Source organism: Rhizobium sp. AC27/96, assembly GCF_001692325.1.
In the GTDB taxonomy this organism is placed as follows: domain Bacteria; phylum Pseudomonadota; class Alphaproteobacteria; order Rhizobiales; family Rhizobiaceae; genus Rhizobium.
Genome location: NZ_LXKN01000012.1, coordinates 74,367 through 96,440, shown reverse-complemented (window position 1 = coordinate 96,440; position 22,074 = coordinate 74,367). Strand labels below are relative to the sequence as shown.

Sequence of the window (22,074 nt, the reverse complement as noted above, 5' to 3'; positions counted from 1 at the left end):
CTTATGCGATGCGCATGCCGTCGGCGCCGAAATAGAGCGGCCTGTCCGGCTGTATCTTGACGATGTCTCCGCCGCCGAGGCGCGTGTGGGCCTCGGTCACGGTCACGACATCATGGTTCTTGAACGAAAGATGCAGGCGGGTCTGATCGCCGAGGCGCTCCACTCGCTTGACGGTAGCCTCCTGGCCGCTGCCCTGCGCGATGTGCTCCGGCCTGAGGCCGATGCTGACGGCTCCGGAAGGTACATCGGGGAAGGTATCAGCGGGCAGGATGTTTATGCGCGGTTGGCCAAGTCGCGTCGCGGCGTAAAGACTGACGGGCTGTTCGTAGATCTCGCGCGGCGGACCGAACTGCACCAGCCGACCCTCATGGAGCACGCCGATATGCGTTGCCATCGTCATCGCCTCGATCTGGTCGTGGGTAACGTAGAGGAGCGTTGCGCCGGAATTGGCCTGTATGTTTTTCAGCTCCACGCGCAGGTCGGCGCGCAGCTTGGCATCAAGCGAGCTCAAGGGCTCGTCCATCAGGTAGATCTGCGGCGTACGCACCAGGGCGCGGCCGATGGAAACCCGCTGCATCTCGCCGCCGGAGAGCGCCGTGGCCTTGTTATCCAGCTTGTGGGAAATCTGCAGCATTTCGGCTATCGCATTGACCTTTCTGTCAATGGTCTCCCGCGGCGTCTTCAGGAGCGGCGATTTCAGCGGGAATTCCAGGTTCTGGCGCACGGTCAGATGCGGGTAGAGCGAATATTGCTGGAAAACCATGGCGACGTTGCGCTGAGCCGGCGTAAGCCCAAGAACCGAGCGGCCGCCGAAATAGACGGTGCCACTGTCGGGCTGATCAAGGCCGGAGACCATGCGCAGCGTCGTTGTCTTGCCGGCCCCCGTCGGGCCCAGGAGCACGACAAAGGAGCCGCTCGGGATGGTCAGCGATACATTACTCAACGCCGGCCGGCCGGCGAATGTCTTGGTGACGTTTTCAAGCACGACTTCAGCCATGACGCAGGACCCTTTCATTGGCTTGGGAAAGCAGTGCTTGTCCGTTCGCCCCTTCGAAAAGAGTAATGGTGGAAGAATTGAATTCCAGCCCGATGGTTTCACCGGCCCTGATAATTTCGCGTGACGAGGTACGGGCTTTTGCCTCACCGTTCGGTGTCGCCAGCGTGATAATCTGCGTGGTGCCGAGATATTCCGTGGCGACGACCCGGCCGCGATAGTTCGATGCATCGGAAAAACTTATATGCTCGGGCCTGACCCCAACCGTGAGCTTGCCCCCGGCACCCTGGCGCGACGACGGGACGCTCACCTTTTGCCCCGACAGCTCGACGCTATCGCCGCCGACATCGATTGCCCCTTCGAAATCGAGCAGGTTCATGGCCGGCGAACCGATGAACCTTGCGACGAATTTCGTTGCTGGCCAGTCGTAGATTTCCTGAGGTTTGCCGAACTGTTCGACGACGCCGTGGTTCATCACCACGATCTTGTCACCCATCTGCATCGCTTCGAGCTGGTCGTGGGTGACATAGACCGTGGTGGCGCCGATGCGATCGTGAAGCGCGCGCAGTTCTTCCGCCATGTGCTCGCGAAATTCCGCATCCAGCGCGCCGAGCGGCTCGTCCATGAAGAAGGCCTTCGGCCGGCGCACGATGGCACGGCCCAGCGCGACGCGCTGACGGTCGCCGCCGGAAAGCCCGCCGACCGGCCTGTCGAGTATATGCTCGATCTTCAGGATGCGCGCTACCTCTTCTACCTGCCGCCTTGCCTCGGCGCGGGGCATCCCCTGGCTCAGCAGCGGATAGGAGATGTTCTTTCGCACGTTCATATGCGGATAGAGCGCGAACATCTGAAAGACGAAGGCGATGTCGCGCTGGCTCGCCCGCTTCATCGCGACTTCTTCTCCGTCGATGTAAATCTCACCCGATGTCGGCAGCTCGAGGCCTGCCATCATGCGCAGCGTAGTGGTCTTGCCGCAGCCAGATGGACCAAGGAGCATGAAGAACTCGCCGTCTTCGACTGTGAAGGATGAAGACCGGACCGCGGTGAACGATCCGAACTCCTTGCGCACATTCTGAATTCTGATCTGTGCCATGGTTACTCCGGAAAATGGCTGACGATGATGAACATGACGGTGCCCACCAGCGTGACGATGAAGGAGTAGGAATAGATTTCGAGCGCGAAGGGCTGCATCAGCATCACGACGCCCAGCGCGATCAGGATGGATGCGACCATTTCCCAGGCGCCGCGCCTGAGGCCGCGCAATCCGTTGAAGAACTCGGTCATTTGCGAACAGCTCCGAATGTGATGCCGCGCAGCAGATGCTTGCGAAGGACGATGGTGAAGATCATGACGGGAACAAGGAACAGTGTCGCGCCTGCCGCCACTGCCGGCCAATCCTGGCCGCCGGTGCCAATGATCATCGGGATGAAGGGTGGCGCCGTCTGCGCCTCGCCGGATGTCAGAAGAACTGCGAAGGCATATTCATTCCAGGCGAAGATCAGGCAGAAGATGGCCGTCGATGCTATGCCGGTCATCGCCTGGGGCAGCACGACCTTGTAGAAGGCCTGGAAGCGGGTGTAACCGTCGATCAGCGCCGCCTCCTCGTATTCGATCGGAATCTCGTCAATGAACCCTTTGAGCAACCAGACCGCAAGCGACAGGTTCACTGCCGTATAGAGCAGGATCATGCCGGCATGGGTGTCGTTGAGGCCAAGCTGGCGGAACATCAGGAAGATCGGGATGGCAACGGCGATCGGCGGCATCATCCGGGTGGACAGGATGAAAAAGAGAAGATCGTCCTTGATCGGCACCTTGAAGCGGGAGAAAGCATAGGCTGCGGCCGTGCCGAGCACGATACACAGTGCCGTCGAGCCGAAGCCGATGATCATCGAATTCGTGAAGCGTTGCAGGAAACGCGATGGGCCGGCAATGATAAAGCCGCTCCTGCGCACGATCTTGTCGTACCAGGTCGTTGGCTCGCCGATCGTCTTCAGCTCGTCGTCGGTTGCCCGGGTGCGGGTGGTGAAGAGATTGACGTAGCCCTCCAGCGTCGGAGAGAAGAACGTCTTCGGCGGATAGGCGATGGAATCCTCGGGAGACTTGAAGCCGGTGGCGATGATCCAAAGCAACGGCAGGATGGTGACCAGCGCGTAGCCGACGACCAGGGCTCCCGCAAACCATTTCTGGCGACCCGACGGTTCGGTGACTGAGAAGCTCATCTTTGCTTAACCTTGTTCAGGGCTTTGACGTAGATCGACGCAAGGCCGAAGACGGTCACGAAGAGGATGACGGCATAGGCAGAGGCGTAGCCCGTGTGCCACTGCTCGAAGGCTTCGCGCTTCAGGTTGATCGAGGTAAGCTCGGTGATCGAGCCAGGGCCGCCGCCGGTCAGCTGCACGACCAGGTCGAACATCTTGAAATTCTCGATGCCGCGGAAGAGGATGGCGAGCATGAGGAAGGGCAGGACCATCGGAATAGTGATCGTCCAGAATTGCCGCCACCGGCTTGCCCGGTCGCATTCGGCGGCCTCGTAGATACTGTTGGGGATGGACCGCAGGCCTGCCAGGCAGATCAGCATGACGAAGGGCGTCCACATCCAGGTATCGACGATGATGATGGCCCAGGGCGCCAGCGACACGTCGCCGATCATCGAGAAGGACGAGGGGTCCACGCCACCGAGAAAACCGACGATGTAGTTGAAAAGGCCAATTTGCGGCTGGTAAAGAAAGGTCCAGAAATTGCCGACGACAGCCGGGCTCAGCATCATCGGCAACACGATGATCGTCGTCCACATGTCGTTGCCACGGAACTTCTTGTTGATCAGATAGGCCAGCGTGAAGCCGATCAGTACCTGAAGGACGATGGTCCAGATCAGGAAATGCGCCGTGGACTGCATCGTCTGCCAGACGTCACCATTGGTGAGCACGCTCACATAATTATCCAGCCCTACGAACTTAAGCGGCGCGTTCGGCCGGTTGACCCGGAAATTGGTAAAGCTCAACCGTATCGTCCAGATCAGCGGAAAGATATTGACGGCAAGCAGCAGGAAGATCGACGGCGCAACGAAGAGCCAGGCAATAACGCGGTCCGACAGCCCCCGGACGCGCCGCGGCTTCAGGCTCACGGCTTCGCCTTCCCGATGGTCGATCGATGAATGCAGCATGGTATTCCCCTCAGTCACAAGCCCCGATCCGGGGCAGGATTGTCGCGGGATCGGCAAGGGAGACGCCGATCCCGCAGAGACATTTGTCCGCCGGAAGCCGGCGGCGGGCGGCCTCAGTATTTGCCGTCATCCTTGAACGTCGCGGTCCAGTCGGTGACCAGGCCGTCGAGCGCCTGCTTGGCCGTCCCCTGGCCGGCGACGACGTAGTTGTGGAAACGCTTCTGGGTTGCTTGCAGCAGGGCCGCATAGGAAGGCTCGGCCCAGAAATCCTTGACGATCGCCATGGATTCGAGGAACGGCTTGGCATAGGGCTGGCTGGTGGCAAAGCTCGGATCGTTGACCACAGCATTGAGTGCCGAATAGCCACCAAGCTTCCACCACTTCTGCTGCACTTCGGGCTGGGCGAACCACTTGATATACTCGAGCGCGGCCTCTTTCTTGCCGGAAGCCGCAACCACCGAGATACCCTGGCCACCGAGCTGGGCGAACTGCTTGCCGTCGGGACCAGCCGGATTGGCGAAATAGCCTGTCTTGTCGCCGCCGACATTCGGATCGGCATTAATGCCCGGCCAGGTGAAGGTGAAGTTCATCTGCAGCGCGACCTGGCCGGATTTATAGGCGTCGGTATTTTCCGACATGTACACGTCTGAAGACCCGGGCGGCGTGCAGCAATCGTAAAGCGCCTTGTAGAACTCCAGCCCCTTCACCGCGCCGGGCGAATTGACGTATCCCTCAAGCTCATAGGGCTTCTTCGGATTGTCGTATTCGAAACCGTAATTGTAGAGCGCATTCATGGCGCCCATGGTTATGCCTTCCGAGCCGCGCTCGGTGTAGATCGCGGCGCCATAGACTTTCTTGCCGTCGACGGTGCGGCCCTGGAAGAATTCGGCGATGTCCTTGAGTTCGGTGAGCGTCTTCGGCACCGCGAGGTCGCGGCCGTACTTCTTCTTGAATTCCGCCTGCAATTCGGGCTTTGCGAACCAGTCCTTGCGGTAGGTCCAGCCGACGACATCGGCAAAGGCGGGCAGCGCCCAGTAGTTCGGCGTATTCTTCGGCCATTCCGAATAGCCGACGACGGTCGCCGGAATGAAGTCGCTCATCTTGATTCCTTCCTTATCGAAGAAATCGTTGAGCTTGACGTAGAGATTGTTCTCCGCGGCGCCGCCGATCCACTGGCTATCGCCGATCATCAGGTCGCAAAGCTTGCCGCCGGAATTCAGCTCGTTGAGCATCCGGTCGGCGAAATTCGGCCAGGGCACGAATTCGTAACTCATCTTGTTGCCGGTCTTGGCCTCGAATTCCTTGCTGAGCGACACCAGCGCATTGGCAGGATCCCAGGAGGCCCAGCAAAGGGTCAGGTTTTCCGCCTTCGCCTGCGTCGCCAAGCCCAGCGACATCAGGCCGGTGGCGATGCCGGCGGCAATGGTCAGCCTTTGAAATGAAATCGTCATGATAATCTCCTCCCTCGGATGCCGACCTCCATCGGCGTTGTTCCGAGCGCTCCGATGAGCACCATCAACCTCCAAGACTGCCTCCTCAGGCAATCTCCCCTCCAGTAGCAACGCCCTGATGTCCTGCGACACCATTCGACGGCTGCTGTTGCATGCATCTAATTGAGGTGCGCACCTCAATGCAAGTAAATTTTGAGGTGCGCACTTCAATTTCTTGCTTTTTGGCTTTTCTTCGTGAAAAAGTGTTTCGGCAACGCATGGAAGAGTGATCAACGCAGATGATGCGACCAACAGCAAAGGACTTGGCGGAAGCCGCTGGGGTCAGCCTGGCAACTGTCGATCGAGTTCTGAACGATCGGCCGAATGTCAGCGCAAAAGCGGCACGAAAGGTCAACGAAGCCATTGAAAAAATTGGCTTTGTACGCAATCCCGCTGCCGTGGTCCTCGCCCGCAACAAAATTTACCGTTTTCGCTTCGTACTGCCGAGCAAGGGCGATGAGTATCTAAGCGAGTTGCTGCAGCGGGTAGAGGAGGCACGCCAGACGGTTCGGTCGGATCTGACGGAGGTGTCGGTCACCCAGATCGCCACTGACGATCCCTATCAGTTGTCCCGTTACCTAGCCTCGATCGACAGTCTTGAGACGGATGGCGTCGCGGTTATGGCGCCGGAATCGCCGCAAGTGCGCGACGCGCTGGGTCGGCTGATGGCGCGCGGTATCCATGTCGTCCAGTTTCTTTCCGGCCAGGAAAGGTTGGAAACAGCGGATTTCGTCGGCGTCGATAACTTTGCGGCCGGCGCTACCGCCGGCAAGATCATCGGCCGTTTTCTCGGCCGCGATCCGGCGAAGATCATGATCATTGCCGAATCGATGGGCGCCCGCGACAGCATCGAACGTCGACGTGGCTTCGATAGTATCGTGAATGCCCAGTTTCCGCATCTGACGGCCCTTCCATCGCTCGAGACCTACGGTGATGAGCGACGCGCCGGGGCCGTGATCCAAAAGGTGCTGGAACACAATCCGGATATCGAAGCGGCCTATATCATCTGTTCGGAGAGCCGCGCGCCCGTTGCCGCGATCGCCCAATTTGTCGACCTGCGCGACCTGACAGTGGTCGTTCATGAGCGTACGCCCTTCAGCGAGCAATCGCTTCGCGAGGATGGCATCGACGCGATCATTGCACAGGATCCTGGCCACGCAGTGCGCAGCGCCATCCGCATCCTGCGCGCCCGTAGCGACATGCGCGAACCGATCGCCTCCCAGGAGAAAATCCGCATCGAGGTTCTTTTAAAAGAGAATATCTGAGACAGCGGCAGACGAGCGGATCGGCGAACATACGCATACAATCATCGGACATCGTTTCCCGTCACTCCGGAGCCCCGGTTTACCTTATTTCAAGGCCAGCCATTTGGGAGGGCTTCGTCAAACATCCCATCCGATCCATCGGGATGATGGAATCGGAATTCCGTATAGCTTCAAGAAGCCCCCTCTGTATCCAGCCAGAGGTGGACGATAGGCTGGGCGATTGGCACGTCAACGCGGCTGAGCTTGCAGCGCTTGAAACGGGCCCGCTCGAAGGCTAGGGATCATGGAAACCCTCCATCCACAAAGATGCTGTGATGTTCCCATTTTCCGATGCTGACCCGATCCGACATTCCAACGCCGTTCCAAAGACCTCGGAGGTGGTGATCATTGGCGGTGGGGTCATTGGTGTCAGCACAGCGATCTTCCTTGCCGCCCGCAACATCCAGGTGACTTTGCTGGAAAAAGGACGTGTCGCTGCCGAGCAATCCTCGCGAAATTGGGGGTGGATACGAAAGCAGGGAAGGGACGAGGACGAACTTCCCATAGTTATCGAGGCATGCCGTTTGTGGCAGCAGCTCGCGGAAGAGTGTGGTGAAGACATCGGCCTGAGGCAGACGGGGGTTACTTATCTTGCAAGGTCCGAAAAGGACATGGCGGGGTTTGCAGACTTCATGAAGATCGCCGCCGTTCATGGCATCGATACCCGTCTCGTCGACGGGGCGCAGGTCTCCACCATGATTCAGGGTATGGCGCGCAAGTTTTGCGGGGCGATGACGACGCCATCTGACATGCGGGCGGAGCCTTGGCGAGCCGTGCCGGCCCTTGCGCGACTTGCCGCCGGCAGGGGCGTCACGATCATTGAAAGTTGCGCGGCCCGAACTCTCGACATAGCTGCGGGCAAGATAGCTGGCGTGTGGACCGAGCGCGGAAAGATCGAAACCTCGAACGTCCTTGTTGCCGGAGGTGCGTGGTCGTCGCTGTTTTTAAGAAAGCATGGTGTTTCCATCCCTCAGCTCAGCGTCAGGGCCACGGTCGCGGCAACAGCACCCTTGCCCGAGTTCCATGCGGGCGCGGCCGTCGATGACGATATCGCGTTCAGGCGCCGGCATGATGGGGGGTACACGGTGGCTCCGGGCGGAAGCAATCTTCTTTATGTCGGTCCCGATGCATTTCGACACGCCAGGAAATATCTTCCGGCTCTCATGGCTCACCCCTTTGGGACGCGTTATCTGCCGGCGGCTCCCTCGGGATTCCCCGATGGTTGGTCTACCCCTCGCGACTGGACGCCGGACACGACAAGCCCTTTCGAGCGCATGCGGGTGCTTAATCCTGCTCCCGGTCGTTCCGATCTGGCTGCTATCCTACGCGGCTTCAAAAATCTGTTTCCGCAGTTCGAGAACGTTCGCCTGGAAACAACATGGGCGGGCATGATTGACGCCATGCCCGACGCCGTCCCCGTCGTTGATCGGGTTGAACCGATTGGCGGGCTATTCGTAGCAACAGGGATGAGTGGTCACGGCTTCGGGATAGGGCCTGGGATCGGTCGCATCATGTCTGACCTGATCCAAGGAAATGCAATCGGTCACGATCTTCAACGCTTTCGCCTGTCCCGTTTCACGGATGGCAGCGCTATTCGAATGGGCCCTGCCATCTGACAGATCTCTTCATCGGACCGCGATTGGAGCCTTTCGGACCTGCTCAGACAGAAGCGGCAGTTCTTCATTTTCACATGGAGAATCTTTTTCGATCGACATGAATAAAATCGCGACTGTTCCGTTCACTGCCTGAAACCAAGCGAGAGTGTTCGCTTTGTGAAAGGGAAGATGTGACGATGACGAGATTTCACCGGCGGGACGCGTCCACTATTGCCGCGGCAACGACGACAATCATCCGGCCAACGGCCATGAAGAACCGGCTCATGCCGGCTGCTCTCTATATCATCATGGGTGTGATCGCGCTTCTGACCTTGGCCTCGGCGATCGGCGCGACGGCGGCGCCGCTTCCCAAAGAGATCCGGGCCGACGAAGCCAAGCTTATCTGGCAGGTCCACGCCGTCGGTTTGCAGATCTATGAATGCAAAGCTGATGCGGCAGGAAAACTCACCTGGCAATTCCGCGAACCTTTGGCGACGCTGATATCGGAAGGCAAGACCGTTGGCCGTCACTTCGCCGGACCTGGATGGGAATTTAACGATGGATCCCGGATCAAGGGTAAGGTTGTCGCCCAGGCTCCCGGCGCGTCCGAAAAGGATATTCCTGTACTCCGACTTGATGTCATACAGCATGATGGCAGCGGAGATTTGTCCAAGGTAGACACCGTGCAGCGGCTCGACACGAAGGGCGGCATCTACTCCGGTGCCTGCGACAAGACAGGTGACCTGCATTCCGAGCCCTACAGCGCAGACTATGTTTTCCTGACCCGTTGATCTGGTCGGGCGCCGAAAACAGCAACCAAAACCGCGAACTCTGAACTCCCATTTTCTTCATCCGCCATGGGGAGTGCGTCGGACCGTGATCACAACCGCGGCAAGGCAGGCTCCGCAGGCACCAGCTATTTTACACGTAGAGGAAACGATGATGTTCAATCTTACCCGCAGACATATGATCGTCGCGACAGCAGGCGTCATGGCCGCGCTCGCGACAACCCGCATTGCCGCCGCACAGCAAGGCGCTGGAGCCGTCGATAGCGGCGAGGGGCCCTTCAAATTGCCGCCGCTGGCATATGGTTATGATGCGCTTCAGGTGGCAATCGATACCGATACGATGCATCTGCATCACGACAAGCACCATGCCGCCTATGTGGCAAATCTCAATGCCGCGGCGAAGCAGGCGCCACAAATTGCCGATCACCCGATGGAGCGATTGCTGGCAAATCTCGATCAGGTGCCTGACAGCGTCCGCATGACTGTGCGCAACAATCTTGGCGGCCACGTCAACCACAGTATGTTCTGGGAAATCATGGGGGGGACCGGTGCCGGGCCTACCGGAGAACTCGCCGCCGCCATCGGGCGTGACTTTGGAGCGCTCGACCAACTGCAGGCCACCTTCAACGCTGCGGGAACCAAGATATTCGGGTCGGGCTGGGTATTCGTGACGGTTACGCAAGAGGGCAAGCTCGGCGTGGAGGTTCGCCCCAATCAGGATACGCCATTGATGGAAGGCAAGCGTGTTCTCTTCGGCAATGACGTTTGGGAACACGCCTATTATCTACGCTATCAGAATCGCCGCGCAGACTATCTTTCCGCATGGTGGCAGGTGATTGATTGGACGAAAATCGGCGAGCGTTATGCCGCAGCGCGGCAGGGCAAATTGACGATATGATCGAAAGCTGCGAGGACGCCGGCCGATCCGAAGGGGTTGGCTGTCGTCCCCTGCTGTCGGCACAGTGTAACAGCACGAGGATAGCGTGTCTTGATAGACGATCGCAAACTCTACCACGCTCAGCAAGAGGTGCAGAATGGCCTTGTCGACCATCTGAAAAGGCTGTGGCGTTATGGATATGTCTTATCCCGGCAACGCGACGTGGCTGAGGATCTGGTGCAGGCCACATGTCTAAGGGCGATCGAACGAGCGATCCAATATACGCCTGGCACGCGGCTCGATCGATGGTTGTTTTCGATATTGCATTCGATCTGGATCGACGAGGTGCGATCCAGGCGCATCCGCTTGGGTGGAGGCATCGTTGACGCCGACTGCGCGCTCGTCGTCGACGGTGAGCATGAAAACGAAACGCGCCTGATGGCTAATCAAGTCCTGAAGATCGTCGACGCGCTTCCAGAAGCACAGCGGAACGCCGTGTTCCTGGCCTATGTCGAAGGCCTCTCCTACAAGGAGATCGCGGACGTTCTCGATATTCCAATTGGCACCGTAATGAGCCGGCTCGCGAATGCACGCGCAAGGCTTGCCGATATCATGTCCATGGCAAATGCGTCGGCGCTTCGCGAAAGGAGAGACTGATGTCAACACATCTTGATCTGGCTTCAATGTCTGTCGACGAGTTGATTGTGGTCTATCTGGACGGTGAACTGGATGCGGCGGCGAAGCTGGCTGTAGAAGCGCGCTTGGACCAGGATAGCGCGTTTCGCGATCGGTTCGAGTTCCTGGCTTCCAACTCTGTTTCGATGGGCCCCGCCTTCGCTGCTCTTCTGGATGATGCTCCCGTCGAGCGGATGAAATCGAAACTTCCGGCCGCAATCGGCCAAATCGACCAAAGCCCCTCTTCGTCAGGCCGGCGTTGGTTCCTGGCTGCCGCTTGCCTCATGGCCGGCGTGGCTTTGGGTGGAGGGTTGACACGCTATCTTTCATCAATGGAGGACGCTTCCTCCCAAAATTGGAGAGCCGTAGTCGCCGACTACATGCAGCTCTATTCCGCTGACACGCTAAGCAATTTAAGTGACGATCCTTCAGTGAAGGCAGATCAGATTGCAAGAGTGGCGAATGTCATGCAGTTGCCGCTGACAACACAGGGTCTGATGATTTCCGGTGTTCCCTTCAAGCGCGCTCAATTGCTGACATTTAATCAAAAGCCGCTCGCGCAGATCGCTTATCTTGACCCGAAATATGGCCCCGTGGCGCTTTGTGTCACGCATAGCAGCACTGGAAAAACTGGTCTGCAGAGAGAGCAACGGCTCGGGATGAGTATCATTTTCTGGTCGAGCGCCGATCATTCGTTTATGGTGATCGGCAGAAACCCGCCGGAGCAACTCGAAGCTTTCGCCCGTCAGCTTCAATCAGCCCTTACCGGTTCTGGCTGATGAGCCGCCAGCATCGTCTTGCCTCCGGCTCTTGGTGGCTTGATGGGCTCTTTCGAAAGGCGATGCTGTTGAATTCCACCACGATTTGACCTGTCTTTCCGCTTGGCATTGACCCAATCAAGCGGAGAGATGCATATGAAATCATTCGCTATTTCGAACGATCTACGGGTTGTCGCGAAATGGCAAGCTGAGTGAGTTTCATTTGGAATTCAACAGACATTGCTCCCGGTGTGCAGCCTATTTGGGATCTTCATATGTATAGAGCGCGCACATTTCGTCGCTGCTTCTCGGTGCCCGTTTTCCATTGAAGACGGCGATCGCCGTTGAACCCGATCCGTCGGCCCATGACGCAACAAAGGTGACATCGCCGGCACCACAGAGTTGATTGCCATTTTGCAACTCGGGGTCGTCAGGCTCTTTGACACGATAGACCGATGCCGGCACATTCCGACCATCGACGCTGAAGTGGTCCGCAACGAGATCGGAAAATTCGAGCGATTCTCCGTTTTCGAACTTGATGCTGAAATCGTCCAGCCAGACATCGCCGGTGACGCTCATGGCTGTATTGCTCATCGCTGTGTAGTGATCAGCCTGCTGGGCAAGTGCGCCAGACGTTGAGAGGATTAGCAGGAAGTTGGAAAGGATAAAACTGCGCAATTTCAGATCTCGCGTAAACGACTTGCGGGTTGGCCGGCCCCATATATCGCATCTTTTCTCCGGAACGTAGAGGCTCATTTTGAGGTGCTTTCAGGCATCCGCGCACGTAGTTCATAATGCTCGTGGCCGGCGCCTGAAGAGCTTGTGGGGACAAGAAGGCTGCGCGAGCTCTCCAGATCGGATCGACAAAGATGCTATGTTTTATAGTGTCGAGGGTGAGTTGGCGCTTCTCCCTCCAGGCTGGCCGTTATTGTCCTGGAAAAAATTTCTCCCCCCTGTCGGAATCGTCTTCGGTGTGCCGTCCTTGGAGCATCAACCACTTCCAACCGGAGGGCTACCGTGGAAAAGACCCAATCGATCTGGCAGACTGCCGCCATTCTCATCGCACGCCTGATTTTCGCTGCCATCTTCCTGATGGCGGTCTCGTTCAAGTTCATGGACATGGGAGCCACCGCCGGCTACATCGCCGCCGCCGGCTTCCCCTGGCCGCTATTTCTTGCCTGGTGTGCGGCGATCCTCGAAGTGCTGTTGGTCATTGCATTCCTGACCGGCGCGTTTTTCACGCCAGCAGCCTTGATTGGCGCTGTCTATGTGATTTTCCTCGGGTTCTCATTCCATGGTCCATCGCACTGGGCGGGCAACCAAGCCGAATTTGGCTTTTTCGTTGACCACTTCACCTTCGTGGCCGGTCTGTTGTTTGCGGCCGTGCACGGACCGGGCAGCACACTCGCCGTCAAAACGGGCTGGTCGAGCAGGTCGTGAGCGCTGGACATAGGCTGAAGCCGGTGATGGCAGCTATGCCGACGAGATATCGCTAATGCACTTGCCCGCCCGCTCGTCCTGGGTGCGGCATCATCCATGTACTGCGAACCGGTTGCCGGTGGCAGGATTGTCCCGCTTGCTACGGCCCCTCGACCACCGTCTACAATCGCTTCCATCGTTGGTCTGCCAAAGGCATATGGCGGCGGCTGTTTGAAGCTCTGGTGCAAACGACCGATCGGGACCTTCACATGATCGACAGCACCACCGCAAGGGCGCCCCGATCCGCCTCTGGCGGAAATGGGGGGGCAGATGCGCAAGCAATCGGCCGCTCAAGAGGCGGAAGATCGACAAAAATCCATGCTGTTGTCGAACGTTGCGGCCGTCCAATCGCGCTGAGAATACGGCTTACGATAGCGACACTTTACGCAACCTCCTCAAAGTACGTGGCACTGAACCGGTCATTCCTAACAATCCGACCCGTAAGCGCATCAGGCCTTTCGACCCGATCGCCTACCGCCGACGCAACATCATTGAACGTACCTTTTGCCGCCTCAAGGACTGGCGGCGGGTCGCCACACGGTATTAGCGGATTTCGCTCATCCTGGCTGCCGAGTGCTCGGCTGTGTCAAGCGCTACATTTCGTCGCCACCATAGCCGTAGCGGAATTGCATTTCTTCGCTCTTCACTCGCTTTTCGATCAGCATCAGAAATCCCTCCGCGCTTGGACTAGGCAAATGCCTGAGCCTGAGCACGAGCCGAATGTTGTCCCGGGTAGTGTCCGGATGCCTGAGCCGGAACGCCTCACTTGCGGCAACGCCTATGCAGGCGTCTATCTTTTGCTCAAGGCAATCCATATGAAACGTTATGATCTCTTCGTCCGACCATCCATGGAATGAGAGAGCATGATCGGCCGTCCATGGCAATGTGTCGTTGACGATCATCCGAACGTGATTGTTCGAATAGGGTACCTCCAAAACGAGATCGGCAATGCCCTCAAAGGTAGCGCGGTCAAGGTCTGTCATAGTGGGATCGCGTTGCTACGCGTCAAATGCCGCCGATCAGCAAATAGGGATGGTGTTGGATCACTGACCGCACGCGTTCCTCGAACCGGTCAAGGAATGTCAGCAGTGCTTTCCGATGGAATTTATGTTTGCGCGGCATCAATCCGGCGTACATGACGTATTTGTCGATGATCGTTGTTAGGGGCGCATTGCCCCTCACGTCACGCCGGAGTTCGTCAAATCGAGAGAGAATGTCGAGCCAGGTATCTCTCCCTATCCATGTGGTGCCCCAATGACGATAGGCCCCTGACCAATCAGGGAGCGAGCGAGCGACCAAGCCCTCGATGAATAGAAAAGCTTCTTCTTTTATGCTGAATACGGCCGGGTCGCACCGATCATAGTCAAACTGGCCGCAAAAATCGTGGTCGCAAGGTATGAAATCAAAGGTGAGGCCGCCTCGCGGCCCATCTACAAGGCTATAGTCAATTGACATAAGAAAAGCGGTCACCGCGTGCCGCATCTGGAGTGATCACTCGCCATAGCAGTGAGGCCGTCAAATATCAACTCTCCGCATCAAGCTCGGAGCAAGGGCCCGATAGCCATCTTTAGCCCTTCCGGCGCACGGATCATATTCCACGGCAATAGTTCCTCGACGTGGCTCTGCTTGTGGCCATTGGTGATGGCGATCAGCGTGCTGGCCTGGTAAGCGAGCGGTTCGACGGCATTTAGTTTGCAGGTCTCGATGAGCGAGGCGATGGCCGCCTATGGCGCATCCATTGGTATTTCGGGGAAATTCTGAACTGTCTTCAAGACGCCGAAACAGTTTAACGATTGGGAGCCGGCTGTGCTGCAGCCGACTTTGGATACGCCTAAGCTCTCAGACGAAATTCCATATGCTCAGTATCAGCAGCAAGGCGGTAAATCCTGCGATGGTTGTCAGCACGGTCCACGTCTTCAGCCCATCGGCTACCGAAAGGCCGCACATGCGGGTGACTATCCAGAAACCGGCATCGTTGACGTGAGACAGTGACATGCCTCCGGCACCCATGGCAAGCGCCATCAGCGCCAGTTGATTGGGATTAAGTGAGGCTAGCTGGACCATAGGTGATATGATTCCCGCCGTGGTCATTAACGCCACCGTTGTGGGGCCTTGTGCGCCGCGCAGCAGCATCGTAACTAAGAAACCCATAACGACGACTGGTAAACCTGTCGATTGCATGAGTTTAGCCAACGCGGAGCCGATCCCCGTGGAGACGAGAACGGATGCAAATGCACCGCCAGCTCCGGTGATAAGGATAATCCCAGCGACGCCAGGCAAAGCCGAACCAAGAACTTCGGAAACCGTGGCGAACGGCGCACCACGCCGTACTCCCAGGAACCATGCGCAAAATAGCACGTCCACGAGCAACGCCACATAGGGGATACCGAGAAAGACCAGCGCAGAACGAACCATCGACTGCGGGGCCATTGTCAGTGAGGAAACGGTTCCAGCCAGAATGAGCAGAATGGGTAAAGCAATAAGAGCGATCACCAGCCAGACGCCGGGAGCGCTTGCATTTCGGCGCAGCGACGGTTCGATCGACTGAGGACCAATCTTCCTCGGATGATTGCTCTTTGCGAGGTGTATAGGCTCCCGAGCCGCACCTTGATGCTCTGCTGTGTTGTCGTTTTTCAACTGCTCCCGTTCGATTTCGGCTTCGATATCCGGCGACATCGAGTAAGCTCGCCGCGTTAATAGTATTTTCGAGGCTATGAACACAACAGCGGACGTAGCAATCGCCACAGGCAAGCCGAACATCAGCATTCGCCCGATATCTGTGTGAAGCTCTCCAGCCACAGCAATCGCGCCAGGATGAGGCGGCAACATCGCATGTACTACCAGAATGATGGTACACATCGGAATAGCCAACGGTAGTAGCTTCAAGCGATAGGTCCTTGCTAGCCCGTAGGCGACGGGCATCAGCATTATGACGGCAACCTCAAAGAAAACGGGGATTGCGACGCCAAATCCTGCCATTGCGAGAGCGACAGCTATACGCTTCTCTCCAAACCGTTTCACAAGCCCATTAGCAACGGACTCCGCCCCACCTGACAGATCGATCATACGACCGATCATCGCTCCGAGCGCGATAATGACCGCAATATGGCCAAGTGTCTTCCCCATCCCACCCTCGATGGTGGCGACGATCTCGGTGACTTTCGTGCCACCTGAAAGTGCGGTCGCGGTTGCTACAAGCAGAAGCGCAACGAGAGGGTGGAAACGTAAAGTAAGGATTAGAAGTAACAAAGATGCAATGGCGGCAACACCCATCGCGAGCAAGGCAAACGTTGTCAAAATATCCTCCCTTTTATTGTCGAAGTAGTTATTCTCTCGGCGGCAGCCCTTTGCTCCCATTTTCCTTGGGGGAGCCGCGTCGACGAATTCCCCAGCCGATTGGCTTGAGTTGGTTGCCGGGATGTTCGAGGCTCGCCCCCCAAATCGCTTGATAAGTGTCGAGGCATCGGCCCTTGGCTTGAAGCCATGCGAAAACAAGGAGGTAAGCTATCCACCAAAGCGCGATGACAATCATCATCCAGCGTGGTGCATCGACCAACACCAACCCCGCACCGGTGACGAAAGCTGCGACAGCCATCGCGATCCAGCCCAGTATCTTGTGCACATACTCAAAGAGAACACGGCGCGGCGTCATGTCGTAGTGATCGCCACGCATGTTCGCCGACGTTGGGCCGCCCTTCGAGCCGCGTAACAGCCCTGAGATGAGCTGTATAATGCCCATGACGATGACGAACCAACCGCACAAGTGGTGCATCATGGCGAGTGACGAGATTCCCTTTCCGTGACGATAGACCATCGCGAGACCGAGAAAGACAAAAACAAGCCCGGCGGATTGAAGCCGGATATGGCATTTCCACCAGAATTTATTGTCGAGGACCGTCGGCCAGGCCTGTCTCGATGTTACTTTGAAGAACCGAGCGATCAGCATTCCAGAAGGAAGCAGGATTGTCCAACCGATAACCATGAAACGGGCGTGCCAATAAGCCCAGGTTGGCGGTGAAACATGTCGTGTGCCTGACAAGCCGCTCAGCAGCCAATCGGAAGCCGATGAAATCAGAAATGCCGCGTTGTCCACGGCAGCATCCGAAAAAAGCCAATGTCGCTCAAAATCCCTCCCAAGACTCGAAATGTTATCGATAACATCAACTATCCACAATGAGCGCCACTGTCCATGGCATAAAAATCGAAAACAACTTAAAGTAATGGTATATTAAAATATGGGCTAAGTATTTCTACGGAAAACTTTCGTGTTTTTCGTCTGGTGTTCTTCAAAATTCTCAGTATAGCTGCGGGCAGTTTCGGTACCAGACGGCTCTGCGATGAAATCCAAGACGTCAAACGCAGCCGATGTCCAGATGCACGTAGTAACCCTCAGCCAATAAAAGAAGCGATATGTTGAGCGTCAAACCCCGTGGCAACAAACGTAGAGTCAAGCGTCTCGCTGTCGCACGTAATGCGGATCAGAGGATGGCAACAGGTCTACTTGGTACAACCATGCATGTTTCCACTGCTGTCTGGAAGGATGGCAGACCTCGCTCGCACAAGCAGCTCCAGACTCTGAATTATCCAGCTAAGTTTACATGCATGCCAGGGGTGCAAGGGAGAGGCTCAAATAGATGGCTCAAACGATTATCCCTTCACTCAATCGAACAAAGGGGTCGCTGAGCCTGGATGATTCCGGCGACGAGGCTCGAATTTTCAAGTAAATTCACCAAACCAGAACGCTCGGCATATTGATGATTCCGGCTCAAAACCATCACTATCGATACCTGAACATTATCATCAATCCGAGGTCGTAATTAAACGATCGTGTCGCGCTTTGCGGCTCAGTTCGTAGGTTATCGCGGCAGCAATGGTGAGGATAATCAAAAGGAGGCCAAGTGCGTTGACAGCGGGTGTCAGGCCGGTGCGAACCTTTGTGGCGATGTAGATTGTCAGAGGCGTTTCCGTGCCCCGTGCGAAGAGTGTCGTGTTGTAGTTCTCGAAGGATTGCAGGAAGGCTATGAAGGTTGCCGATAGCAATGAGGGCCTGAGATAGGGAAGCAATATGCGACGGAACACCATGAAGCGAGATGCACCAAGGCCAATCGCGGCGTCTTCCAGCGTCCGGTCAAATCTTTGGAGCCGTGCAACCACCATCAGCATGACATAGGAAGTGATGAAGCTCGATTGCGCCAGTATGATCAGAAGTGAACCACCACCAACTCCCACCTGGCGCCAGAGCACGAGAGTTGCGATACCGATGGCCACACCTGGGGTCAGTAGTGGCGACACCATCAAGGCATAAAAGAAGTTGCGAGAACGGCCATGAAGGCTGCTAAGAAAAAGCGCAGCGGCAGTGCCGATTGGCAGGGATATGGCAATCACGCCAACGCTGATGAAGATCGATAGGCTAAGGGCCTTCCACATCGCCTGATCGGTCCATAGTACCGCGAACCAATCGAGTGTCGTGCCGAGCCAGGGCGTAACGGTCGGAAACTTACTGGTATTGAACGTTGCAGCGGCCATGATTGCGAGAGGCAAAAATAGATAGATGAAAAACAGGGCCATATAGATGGCAAAGATTATGCGGGAAAGAGCATCCGCGACCCTCGTAAGGTGGTTGCGGGCTTGTGGCATGGTCACTCTACTTCCACTGCTCGGGGTCATTTCGTAACATCCGCAAGGTTCACTCGGAAAATCCTGAGGGCGGCCATTACCATCGTCATGCACAGCAGCAGCAGGACCAGCGCATAGGCGGCGCCGCGGTTCCAGTTGCCACCCTCGAAAAACCAATTGTAGATGATTTCGGTGAACCAGCGGCTGCCCGGCGCGCCAAGGAGAGCCGGTGCGACATAGCTGCCGGCCGCCAGCATGAAGGTAAAGACACAGCCCGTGGCGATCCCTGCCTTCGCATGGGGAATGACGATTCTGCGATGGATTTGAATGGTCGAGGCGCCGAGATTCCGGGCAGCCTCGATCTGTGGTGAGTCCAGTGTCGAGATGGAATTGTATACTGGAAACAGCATGAATAACACGTAGGCATAAACCATTCCCACCAGAACGCCGCCGTCACCGAACCAGCGGATTGGCGTATCGAGGATCCCTAACCAGACGAGGGCCACGTTCAGCGGGCCATTGAAGGCAAGCAGCAGATACCAGGCGAGGGTCCGCAGCACCTCGTTGATCCAGAAGGGAATGACTAGCGCTACCGTGACCAAACGCACTGATCGGCGAGGCGCTACCTTTGCCAGCCAGAATGCCAAGGGATAGGTGATGATCAGGGTGGTCAAAGTGACGAGCAGGCTCGCCCATACGGTCTTGAAAAATATGGCGCGATGCACCGGATTTGCGAACAGAGCAATGAAGTTGACCAGCGAATAGTGATCGTCCGGGCCACCGATCTGTGCTGGAGCCAGATTCGGGCGCAGCGAAAAATCGAGCATCATAAGATTAGGTGCGAGCACCAAACCCAGCAGCCATATGGCGACGACGATGATGATGAAGCCTCCGAGACCGGCTCCAAAACGCTGAATCATACTATGCATGGGGCAACACCAAGGCCTGTGACGGCTCAAAGGACAATTGCACGCGGGTTCCTGTCGCCGGCGCATGTGCAAGCGCATGGTGTGGCAGGGCTGCGATCAAATGTTGCCCACCATCCGTCTTTGCGCGCATCATCGCCATGGCGCCTTCAAATTCCAGTCCTTCTATGACAGCGTGCACATGGTTCTGCCCGATATCAACGCCGACCAAAATCGCCTCCGGTCGAATGTAGATGAGTGCGGCATCCCCCGTTTTCAGATTTGCCGTGCAACGTCCGAGAAAGCTGCCACAGTCGGTCTCGACAGCGGCGACCCCATCGGCGATGCGCACGATCCTGCCGGAAAACTCGTTGTTTTCGCCAACAAATTTGGCAACGAATGATGTCGTCGGATTGGCATAGAGTTCGCGCGGCGTCGCTACTTGCTGAAGGAGACCAGCATTCATGACGGCTACCCGGTCCGACATTGCGAGTGCTTCGGACTGGTCATGGGTGATGTAAATAAAGGTAACACCCGTGCGCTTCTGCAGCGACCGCAGTTCAGAGCGCAATTGCTGCCTAAGTTTCAGATCAAGTGCCGAAAGAGGTTCGTCGAGAAGCAGGACTTGCGGCTCGACAGCAAGTGCCCGAGCAATTGCGACACGCTGACGCTGCCCGCCGGAAAGCTCGTGGATGGAGCGGTCGCCATAGCCTGGGAGCGCAATCAACTCGAGCAATTCCTGCGCGCGTTTGCGCCGCTCCGCCTTGGTTACTCCCCGCATTTCCAATCCGAAAGCAATGTTTTCCCAGACCGGCATCAGGGGAAACAGGGCGAGCGATTGAAAGATCATCGATGTCGGCCGTTGGTTTGCGCCGATACCAGCCATATCGCAGCCACCGATCAGGACGCGTCCGGCTGTCGGCTGCATGAAGCCTGCGATCAGCCGCAGGATGGTTGTCTTCCCGCAGCCCGAAGGTCCAAGAATGGAGAAGAATTCTCCGCCTTCAACTGCCATTGACAGCTTATTCACCGCGCGGGTCTGGCCGTAGGCCATTTCGATCTCGATCAGTTCGACGGAGCGGGACATGAGTATTTTATCCTTGAAATGCAACGGCGGGGTTGTTGCCCCGCCGTTCTCATTGAGATGCGGTACGATCAAGCCGAAAGGAACTTGTCTTGATATTCGTTGCGCAGCGCGACGAACCAGTTGTCCTGCACCGGCCACCACCAGAGCTTTTCAAGAGCATCCCCCGGATAAGCGGCCTTGAAGAAGGCCTGAGAGGCTTCCGAAAGGAATTTTTCCGCGCCGACGGCTGTCGTATTGATCGACGTATGGTTGGCGTAGAGAGCACCGGCTTCTGGTGTCAGCATCCAATTCAGGAAAGCATAGGCCTGTTCGAGATTGGTGGCGCCGATCGGGATAGAAACGCCTTCCATCCAGGTGAGAGCCCCTTCTTTCGGCGCGACAAAGCCGATCGGCATGCCTTCCTTGACGAGGCCGGCCGCCGAGGAGTCCCAGGTTTGCCCGATCGTTACTCCGTTGGCGCGAAAAGCACCCTGGGCCTCGTTCTCGTTCGACCAGAACTGGGCGATGTTGCCTTTGCGGGCGAGAGCTTCCGCCATGATGGCATCATAGTTGACGCGCATCGTGCTTTCGTCCTTGAAGCTGTCACGCATCGGCCGTGGCAACTTGCCTTGTGCTTCCATCCACAGACCGAGGCCGACAAGCCCGGAGTGACCGCGAACGGTGGCTTTGCCAACCATTTCCGGCTTCCAGATATCACCGTAGGAAGCGGTGCCATAGGTGAGAGGTGACGTGGTCTTGTCGAAGGCGATCGCTTCCGTGCCCCAATCGGTCGGCACCTGATACCGTTTGCCGCCAACAACTGCCCCGAGGGTTTCGGAACCCTTGACGGCACTTGCAAGCGCCCGATCCCAGAGAACCTTCTTTTCGTCGATAGGCTGTATGAGACCGAACTCGACATAGTTGGGTACACGATCAAGCGCTGGCCAGATCACATCATAGCCTTTGCCGTTGCTCGCGCGCATCTGGTTAAGAAGTTCGTCGTTCGTCCCATAGGGCGTGTAGACCGGCTTGATGCCCGTATCCTTTTCGAATTTGGCGAGCATCTCGTCCGAGATATAGCCGGCCCATGCGAAGATGTTCAAAGTGCCCGACGACCCTGCGGCAAACCCCGTTCGGGATACGAACGGCGCGGCGAGCATAAAGCCTGCGGTGGTGGCGGCGCTTTTCAATAAGATACGGCGACTAATATCTGTCATGGAAACATCTCCGTTCCGGCGGCCGGCATTGGCCGCTTGCAATGGCTCGGGATATAGGAGGACCATGTGACAGTTATGCGAACATTCTCAAGCATTTATCGAGGAATTGCAGATAGCTGATCCGTGAAAAGTTTAATCGAAATGTCA

General features: G+C 56.9%; 22 protein-coding genes and 2 pseudogenes. 8 read left to right on the top strand and 16 right to left on the bottom strand.

Going from position 1 to position 22,074, the window contains the following annotated elements:
- Position 1 precedes the first annotated feature (1 nt).
- The 6 genes from A6U86_RS11465 to A6U86_RS11440 form a co-directional block, all read right to left on the bottom strand.
- Positions 2–997: an ABC transporter ATP-binding protein gene (locus tag A6U86_RS11465; protein ID WP_068390752.1), complete on the bottom strand. Its 996-nt coding sequence runs from the start codon at positions 995–997 to the stop codon at positions 2–4.
- Complete coding sequence (locus A6U86_RS11460) at positions 990–2,087, bottom strand: ABC transporter ATP-binding protein (protein WP_068390750.1); 1,098 nt, start codon at positions 2,085–2,087, stop codon at positions 990–992. The genes A6U86_RS11465 and A6U86_RS11460 overlap by 8 nt, the downstream gene beginning before the upstream one ends.
- Positions 2,088–2,089: 2 nt before the next feature.
- Positions 2,090–2,278: a hypothetical protein gene (locus tag A6U86_RS11455; protein ID WP_068390747.1), complete on the bottom strand. Its 189-nt coding sequence runs from the start codon at positions 2,276–2,278 to the stop codon at positions 2,090–2,092.
- Positions 2,275–3,213, bottom strand: a complete 939-nt coding sequence (locus A6U86_RS11450; protein ID WP_068390746.1) for a carbohydrate ABC transporter permease — start codon at positions 3,211–3,213, stop codon at positions 2,275–2,277. The genes A6U86_RS11455 and A6U86_RS11450 overlap by 4 nt, the downstream gene beginning before the upstream one ends.
- The gene (locus A6U86_RS11445) at positions 3,210–4,157 is read right to left on the bottom strand and encodes a carbohydrate ABC transporter permease (protein WP_068390743.1); all 948 of its coding nucleotides are present in this window, start codon (positions 4,155–4,157) and stop codon (positions 3,210–3,212) included. Before A6U86_RS11445 ends, A6U86_RS11450 begins: the two co-directional genes overlap by 4 nt.
- A gap of 113 nt (positions 4,158–4,270) precedes the next feature.
- Positions 4,271–5,608, bottom strand: coding sequence for an ABC transporter substrate-binding protein (locus A6U86_RS11440; RefSeq protein WP_068390740.1), 1,338 nt, complete (start codon positions 5,606–5,608; stop codon positions 4,271–4,273).
- A 281-nt stretch (positions 5,609–5,889) separates the two neighbouring features.
- On the opposite strand from A6U86_RS11440, the gene A6U86_RS11435 reads away from it, so the two are divergent.
- The 6 genes from A6U86_RS11435 to A6U86_RS11410 all read left to right on the top strand — a co-directional run bounded on the left by A6U86_RS11435 (position 5,890) and on the right by A6U86_RS11410 (position 11,665).
- A complete protein-coding gene (locus A6U86_RS11435) occupies positions 5,890–6,912 on the top strand; it encodes a LacI family DNA-binding transcriptional regulator (protein WP_068390863.1) in 1,023 nt (340 codons plus the stop codon).
- A 314-nt stretch (positions 6,913–7,226) separates the two neighbouring features.
- The gene (locus A6U86_RS11430; RefSeq protein ID WP_068390738.1) at positions 7,227–8,567 is read left to right on the top strand and encodes an FAD-binding oxidoreductase; all 1,341 of its coding nucleotides are present in this window, start codon (positions 7,227–7,229) and stop codon (positions 8,565–8,567) included.
- Between the two features lie 176 nt (positions 8,568–8,743).
- Positions 8,744–9,337 (top strand): DUF3455 domain-containing protein, encoded by a 594-nt coding sequence (locus tag A6U86_RS11425; protein WP_244509881.1) that lies wholly within the window; start codon positions 8,744–8,746, stop codon positions 9,335–9,337.
- Positions 9,338–9,488: 151 nt separating this feature from the next.
- Entirely contained in the window at positions 9,489–10,232 is a 744-nt protein-coding gene (locus A6U86_RS11420; RefSeq protein ID WP_068390857.1) for a superoxide dismutase, read from the top strand.
- Between the two features lie 90 nt (positions 10,233–10,322).
- Positions 10,323–10,868: an RNA polymerase sigma factor gene (locus A6U86_RS11415; RefSeq protein ID WP_068390735.1), complete on the top strand. Its 546-nt coding sequence runs from the start codon at positions 10,323–10,325 to the stop codon at positions 10,866–10,868.
- Positions 10,868–11,665 (top strand): anti-sigma factor, encoded by a 798-nt coding sequence (locus A6U86_RS11410; RefSeq protein WP_141683682.1) that lies wholly within the window; start codon positions 10,868–10,870, stop codon positions 11,663–11,665. Before A6U86_RS11415 ends, A6U86_RS11410 begins: the two co-directional genes overlap by 1 nt.
- Before the next feature lie 237 nt (positions 11,666–11,902).
- Here A6U86_RS11410 and A6U86_RS11405 read toward each other — a convergent pair whose 3' ends face one another.
- Positions 11,903–12,322, bottom strand: a complete 420-nt coding sequence (locus A6U86_RS11405) for a hypothetical protein (protein WP_068390729.1) — start codon at positions 12,320–12,322, stop codon at positions 11,903–11,905.
- A 339-nt stretch (positions 12,323–12,661) separates the two neighbouring features.
- Here A6U86_RS11405 and A6U86_RS11400 point away from each other — a divergent pair, with 339 nt between their 5' ends.
- Both A6U86_RS11400 and A6U86_RS36135 read left to right on the top strand, forming a co-directional pair.
- Positions 12,662–13,084, top strand: coding sequence for a DoxX family protein (locus A6U86_RS11400; protein ID WP_068390725.1), 423 nt, complete (start codon positions 12,662–12,664; stop codon positions 13,082–13,084).
- An 89-nt stretch (positions 13,085–13,173) separates the two neighbouring features.
- Positions 13,174–13,473 (top strand): annotated as a pseudogene (locus A6U86_RS36135) (IS5 family transposase); the annotation flags it as partial.
- Positions 13,474–13,716: 243 nt separating this feature from the next.
- On the opposite strand, the gene A6U86_RS11395 reads toward A6U86_RS36135, so the two are convergent.
- From A6U86_RS11395 to A6U86_RS11360, 9 genes and pseudogenes are all read right to left on the bottom strand, one after another.
- Positions 13,717–14,106 carry a hypothetical protein gene (locus A6U86_RS11395; RefSeq protein ID WP_068390722.1) on the bottom strand — a complete coding sequence of 130 codons (390 nt, stop codon included), beginning with the start codon at positions 14,104–14,106 and terminating at the stop codon, positions 13,717–13,719.
- Positions 14,107–14,128: 22 nt separating this feature from the next.
- Positions 14,129–14,593, bottom strand: coding sequence for a hypothetical protein (locus A6U86_RS11390; RefSeq protein WP_141683681.1), 465 nt, complete (start codon positions 14,591–14,593; stop codon positions 14,129–14,131).
- 65 nt (positions 14,594–14,658) lie between these two features.
- Positions 14,659–14,847, bottom strand: a pseudogene (locus tag A6U86_RS34680) (transposase domain-containing protein); the annotation flags it as partial.
- A gap of 115 nt (positions 14,848–14,962) precedes the next feature.
- Positions 14,963–16,420 carry an SLC13 family permease gene (locus A6U86_RS11385; protein WP_068390856.1) on the bottom strand — a complete coding sequence of 486 codons (1,458 nt, stop codon included), beginning with the start codon at positions 16,418–16,420 and terminating at the stop codon, positions 14,963–14,965.
- A 28-nt stretch (positions 16,421–16,448) separates the two neighbouring features.
- A complete protein-coding gene (locus A6U86_RS11380) occupies positions 16,449–17,216 on the bottom strand; it encodes a cytochrome b561 domain-containing protein (protein WP_198929052.1) in 768 nt (255 codons plus the stop codon).
- Positions 17,217–17,923: 707 nt separating this feature from the next.
- On the bottom strand, positions 17,924–18,760 hold the full coding sequence (locus A6U86_RS11375; protein WP_083196792.1) for an ABC transporter permease: 837 nt from the start codon (positions 18,758–18,760) through the stop codon (positions 17,924–17,926).
- A gap of 26 nt (positions 18,761–18,786) precedes the next feature.
- Entirely contained in the window at positions 18,787–19,668 is an 882-nt protein-coding gene (locus A6U86_RS11370) for an ABC transporter permease (RefSeq protein WP_068390715.1), read from the bottom strand.
- On the bottom strand, positions 19,661–20,731 hold the full coding sequence (locus tag A6U86_RS11365; RefSeq protein ID WP_068390854.1) for an ABC transporter ATP-binding protein: 1,071 nt from the start codon (positions 20,729–20,731) through the stop codon (positions 19,661–19,663). Before A6U86_RS11365 ends, A6U86_RS11370 begins: the two co-directional genes overlap by 8 nt.
- Positions 20,732–20,799: 68 nt before the next feature.
- A complete protein-coding gene (locus A6U86_RS11360; protein WP_068390853.1) occupies positions 20,800–21,927 on the bottom strand; it encodes an extracellular solute-binding protein in 1,128 nt (375 codons plus the stop codon).
- Positions 21,928–22,074: the final 147 nt, after the last annotated feature.

Excerpts from the sequence above, each read along its gene's own strand:
- A6U86_RS11465 (WP_068390752.1), bottom strand. The coding sequence starts at position 997 with ATGGCTGAAGTCGTGCTTGAAAACGTCACCAAGACATTCGCCGGCCGG.
- A6U86_RS11440 (WP_068390740.1), bottom strand. The coding sequence starts at position 5,608 with ATGACGATTTCATTTCAAAGGCTGACCATTGCCGCCGGCATCGCCACC.
- A6U86_RS11460 (WP_068390750.1), bottom strand. The coding sequence starts at position 2,087 with ATGGCACAGATCAGAATTCAGAATGTGCGCAAGGAGTTCGGATCGTTC.
- A6U86_RS11445 (WP_068390743.1), bottom strand. The coding sequence starts at position 4,157 with ATGCTGCATTCATCGATCGACCATCGGGAAGGCGAAGCCGTGAGCCTG.
- A6U86_RS11360 (WP_068390853.1), bottom strand. The coding sequence starts at position 21,927 with ATGACAGATATTAGTCGCCGTATCTTATTGAAAAGCGCCGCCACCACC.
- A6U86_RS11435 (WP_068390863.1), top strand. The coding sequence starts at position 5,890 with ATGCGACCAACAGCAAAGGACTTGGCGGAAGCCGCTGGGGTCAGCCTG.
- A6U86_RS11455 (WP_068390747.1), bottom strand. The coding sequence starts at position 2,278 with ATGACCGAGTTCTTCAACGGATTGCGCGGCCTCAGGCGCGGCGCCTGG.
- A6U86_RS11425 (WP_244509881.1), top strand. The coding sequence starts at position 8,744 with ATGACGAGATTTCACCGGCGGGACGCGTCCACTATTGCCGCGGCAACG.
- A6U86_RS11430 (WP_068390738.1), top strand. The coding sequence starts at position 7,227 with ATGTTCCCATTTTCCGATGCTGACCCGATCCGACATTCCAACGCCGTT.
- A6U86_RS11395 (WP_068390722.1), bottom strand. The coding sequence starts at position 14,106 with ATGACAGACCTTGACCGCGCTACCTTTGAGGGCATTGCCGATCTCGTT.
- A6U86_RS11365 (WP_068390854.1), bottom strand. The coding sequence starts at position 20,731 with ATGTCCCGCTCCGTCGAACTGATCGAGATCGAAATGGCCTACGGCCAG.
- A6U86_RS11450 (WP_068390746.1), bottom strand. The coding sequence starts at position 3,213 with ATGAGCTTCTCAGTCACCGAACCGTCGGGTCGCCAGAAATGGTTTGCG.
- A6U86_RS11375 (WP_083196792.1), bottom strand. The coding sequence starts at position 18,760 with ATGCCACAAGCCCGCAACCACCTTACGAGGGTCGCGGATGCTCTTTCC.
- A6U86_RS11370 (WP_068390715.1), bottom strand. The coding sequence starts at position 19,668 with ATGCATAGTATGATTCAGCGTTTTGGAGCCGGTCTCGGAGGCTTCATC.
- A6U86_RS11420 (WP_068390857.1), top strand. The coding sequence starts at position 9,489 with ATGTTCAATCTTACCCGCAGACATATGATCGTCGCGACAGCAGGCGTC.
- A6U86_RS11410 (WP_141683682.1), top strand. The coding sequence starts at position 10,868 with ATGTCAACACATCTTGATCTGGCTTCAATGTCTGTCGACGAGTTGATT.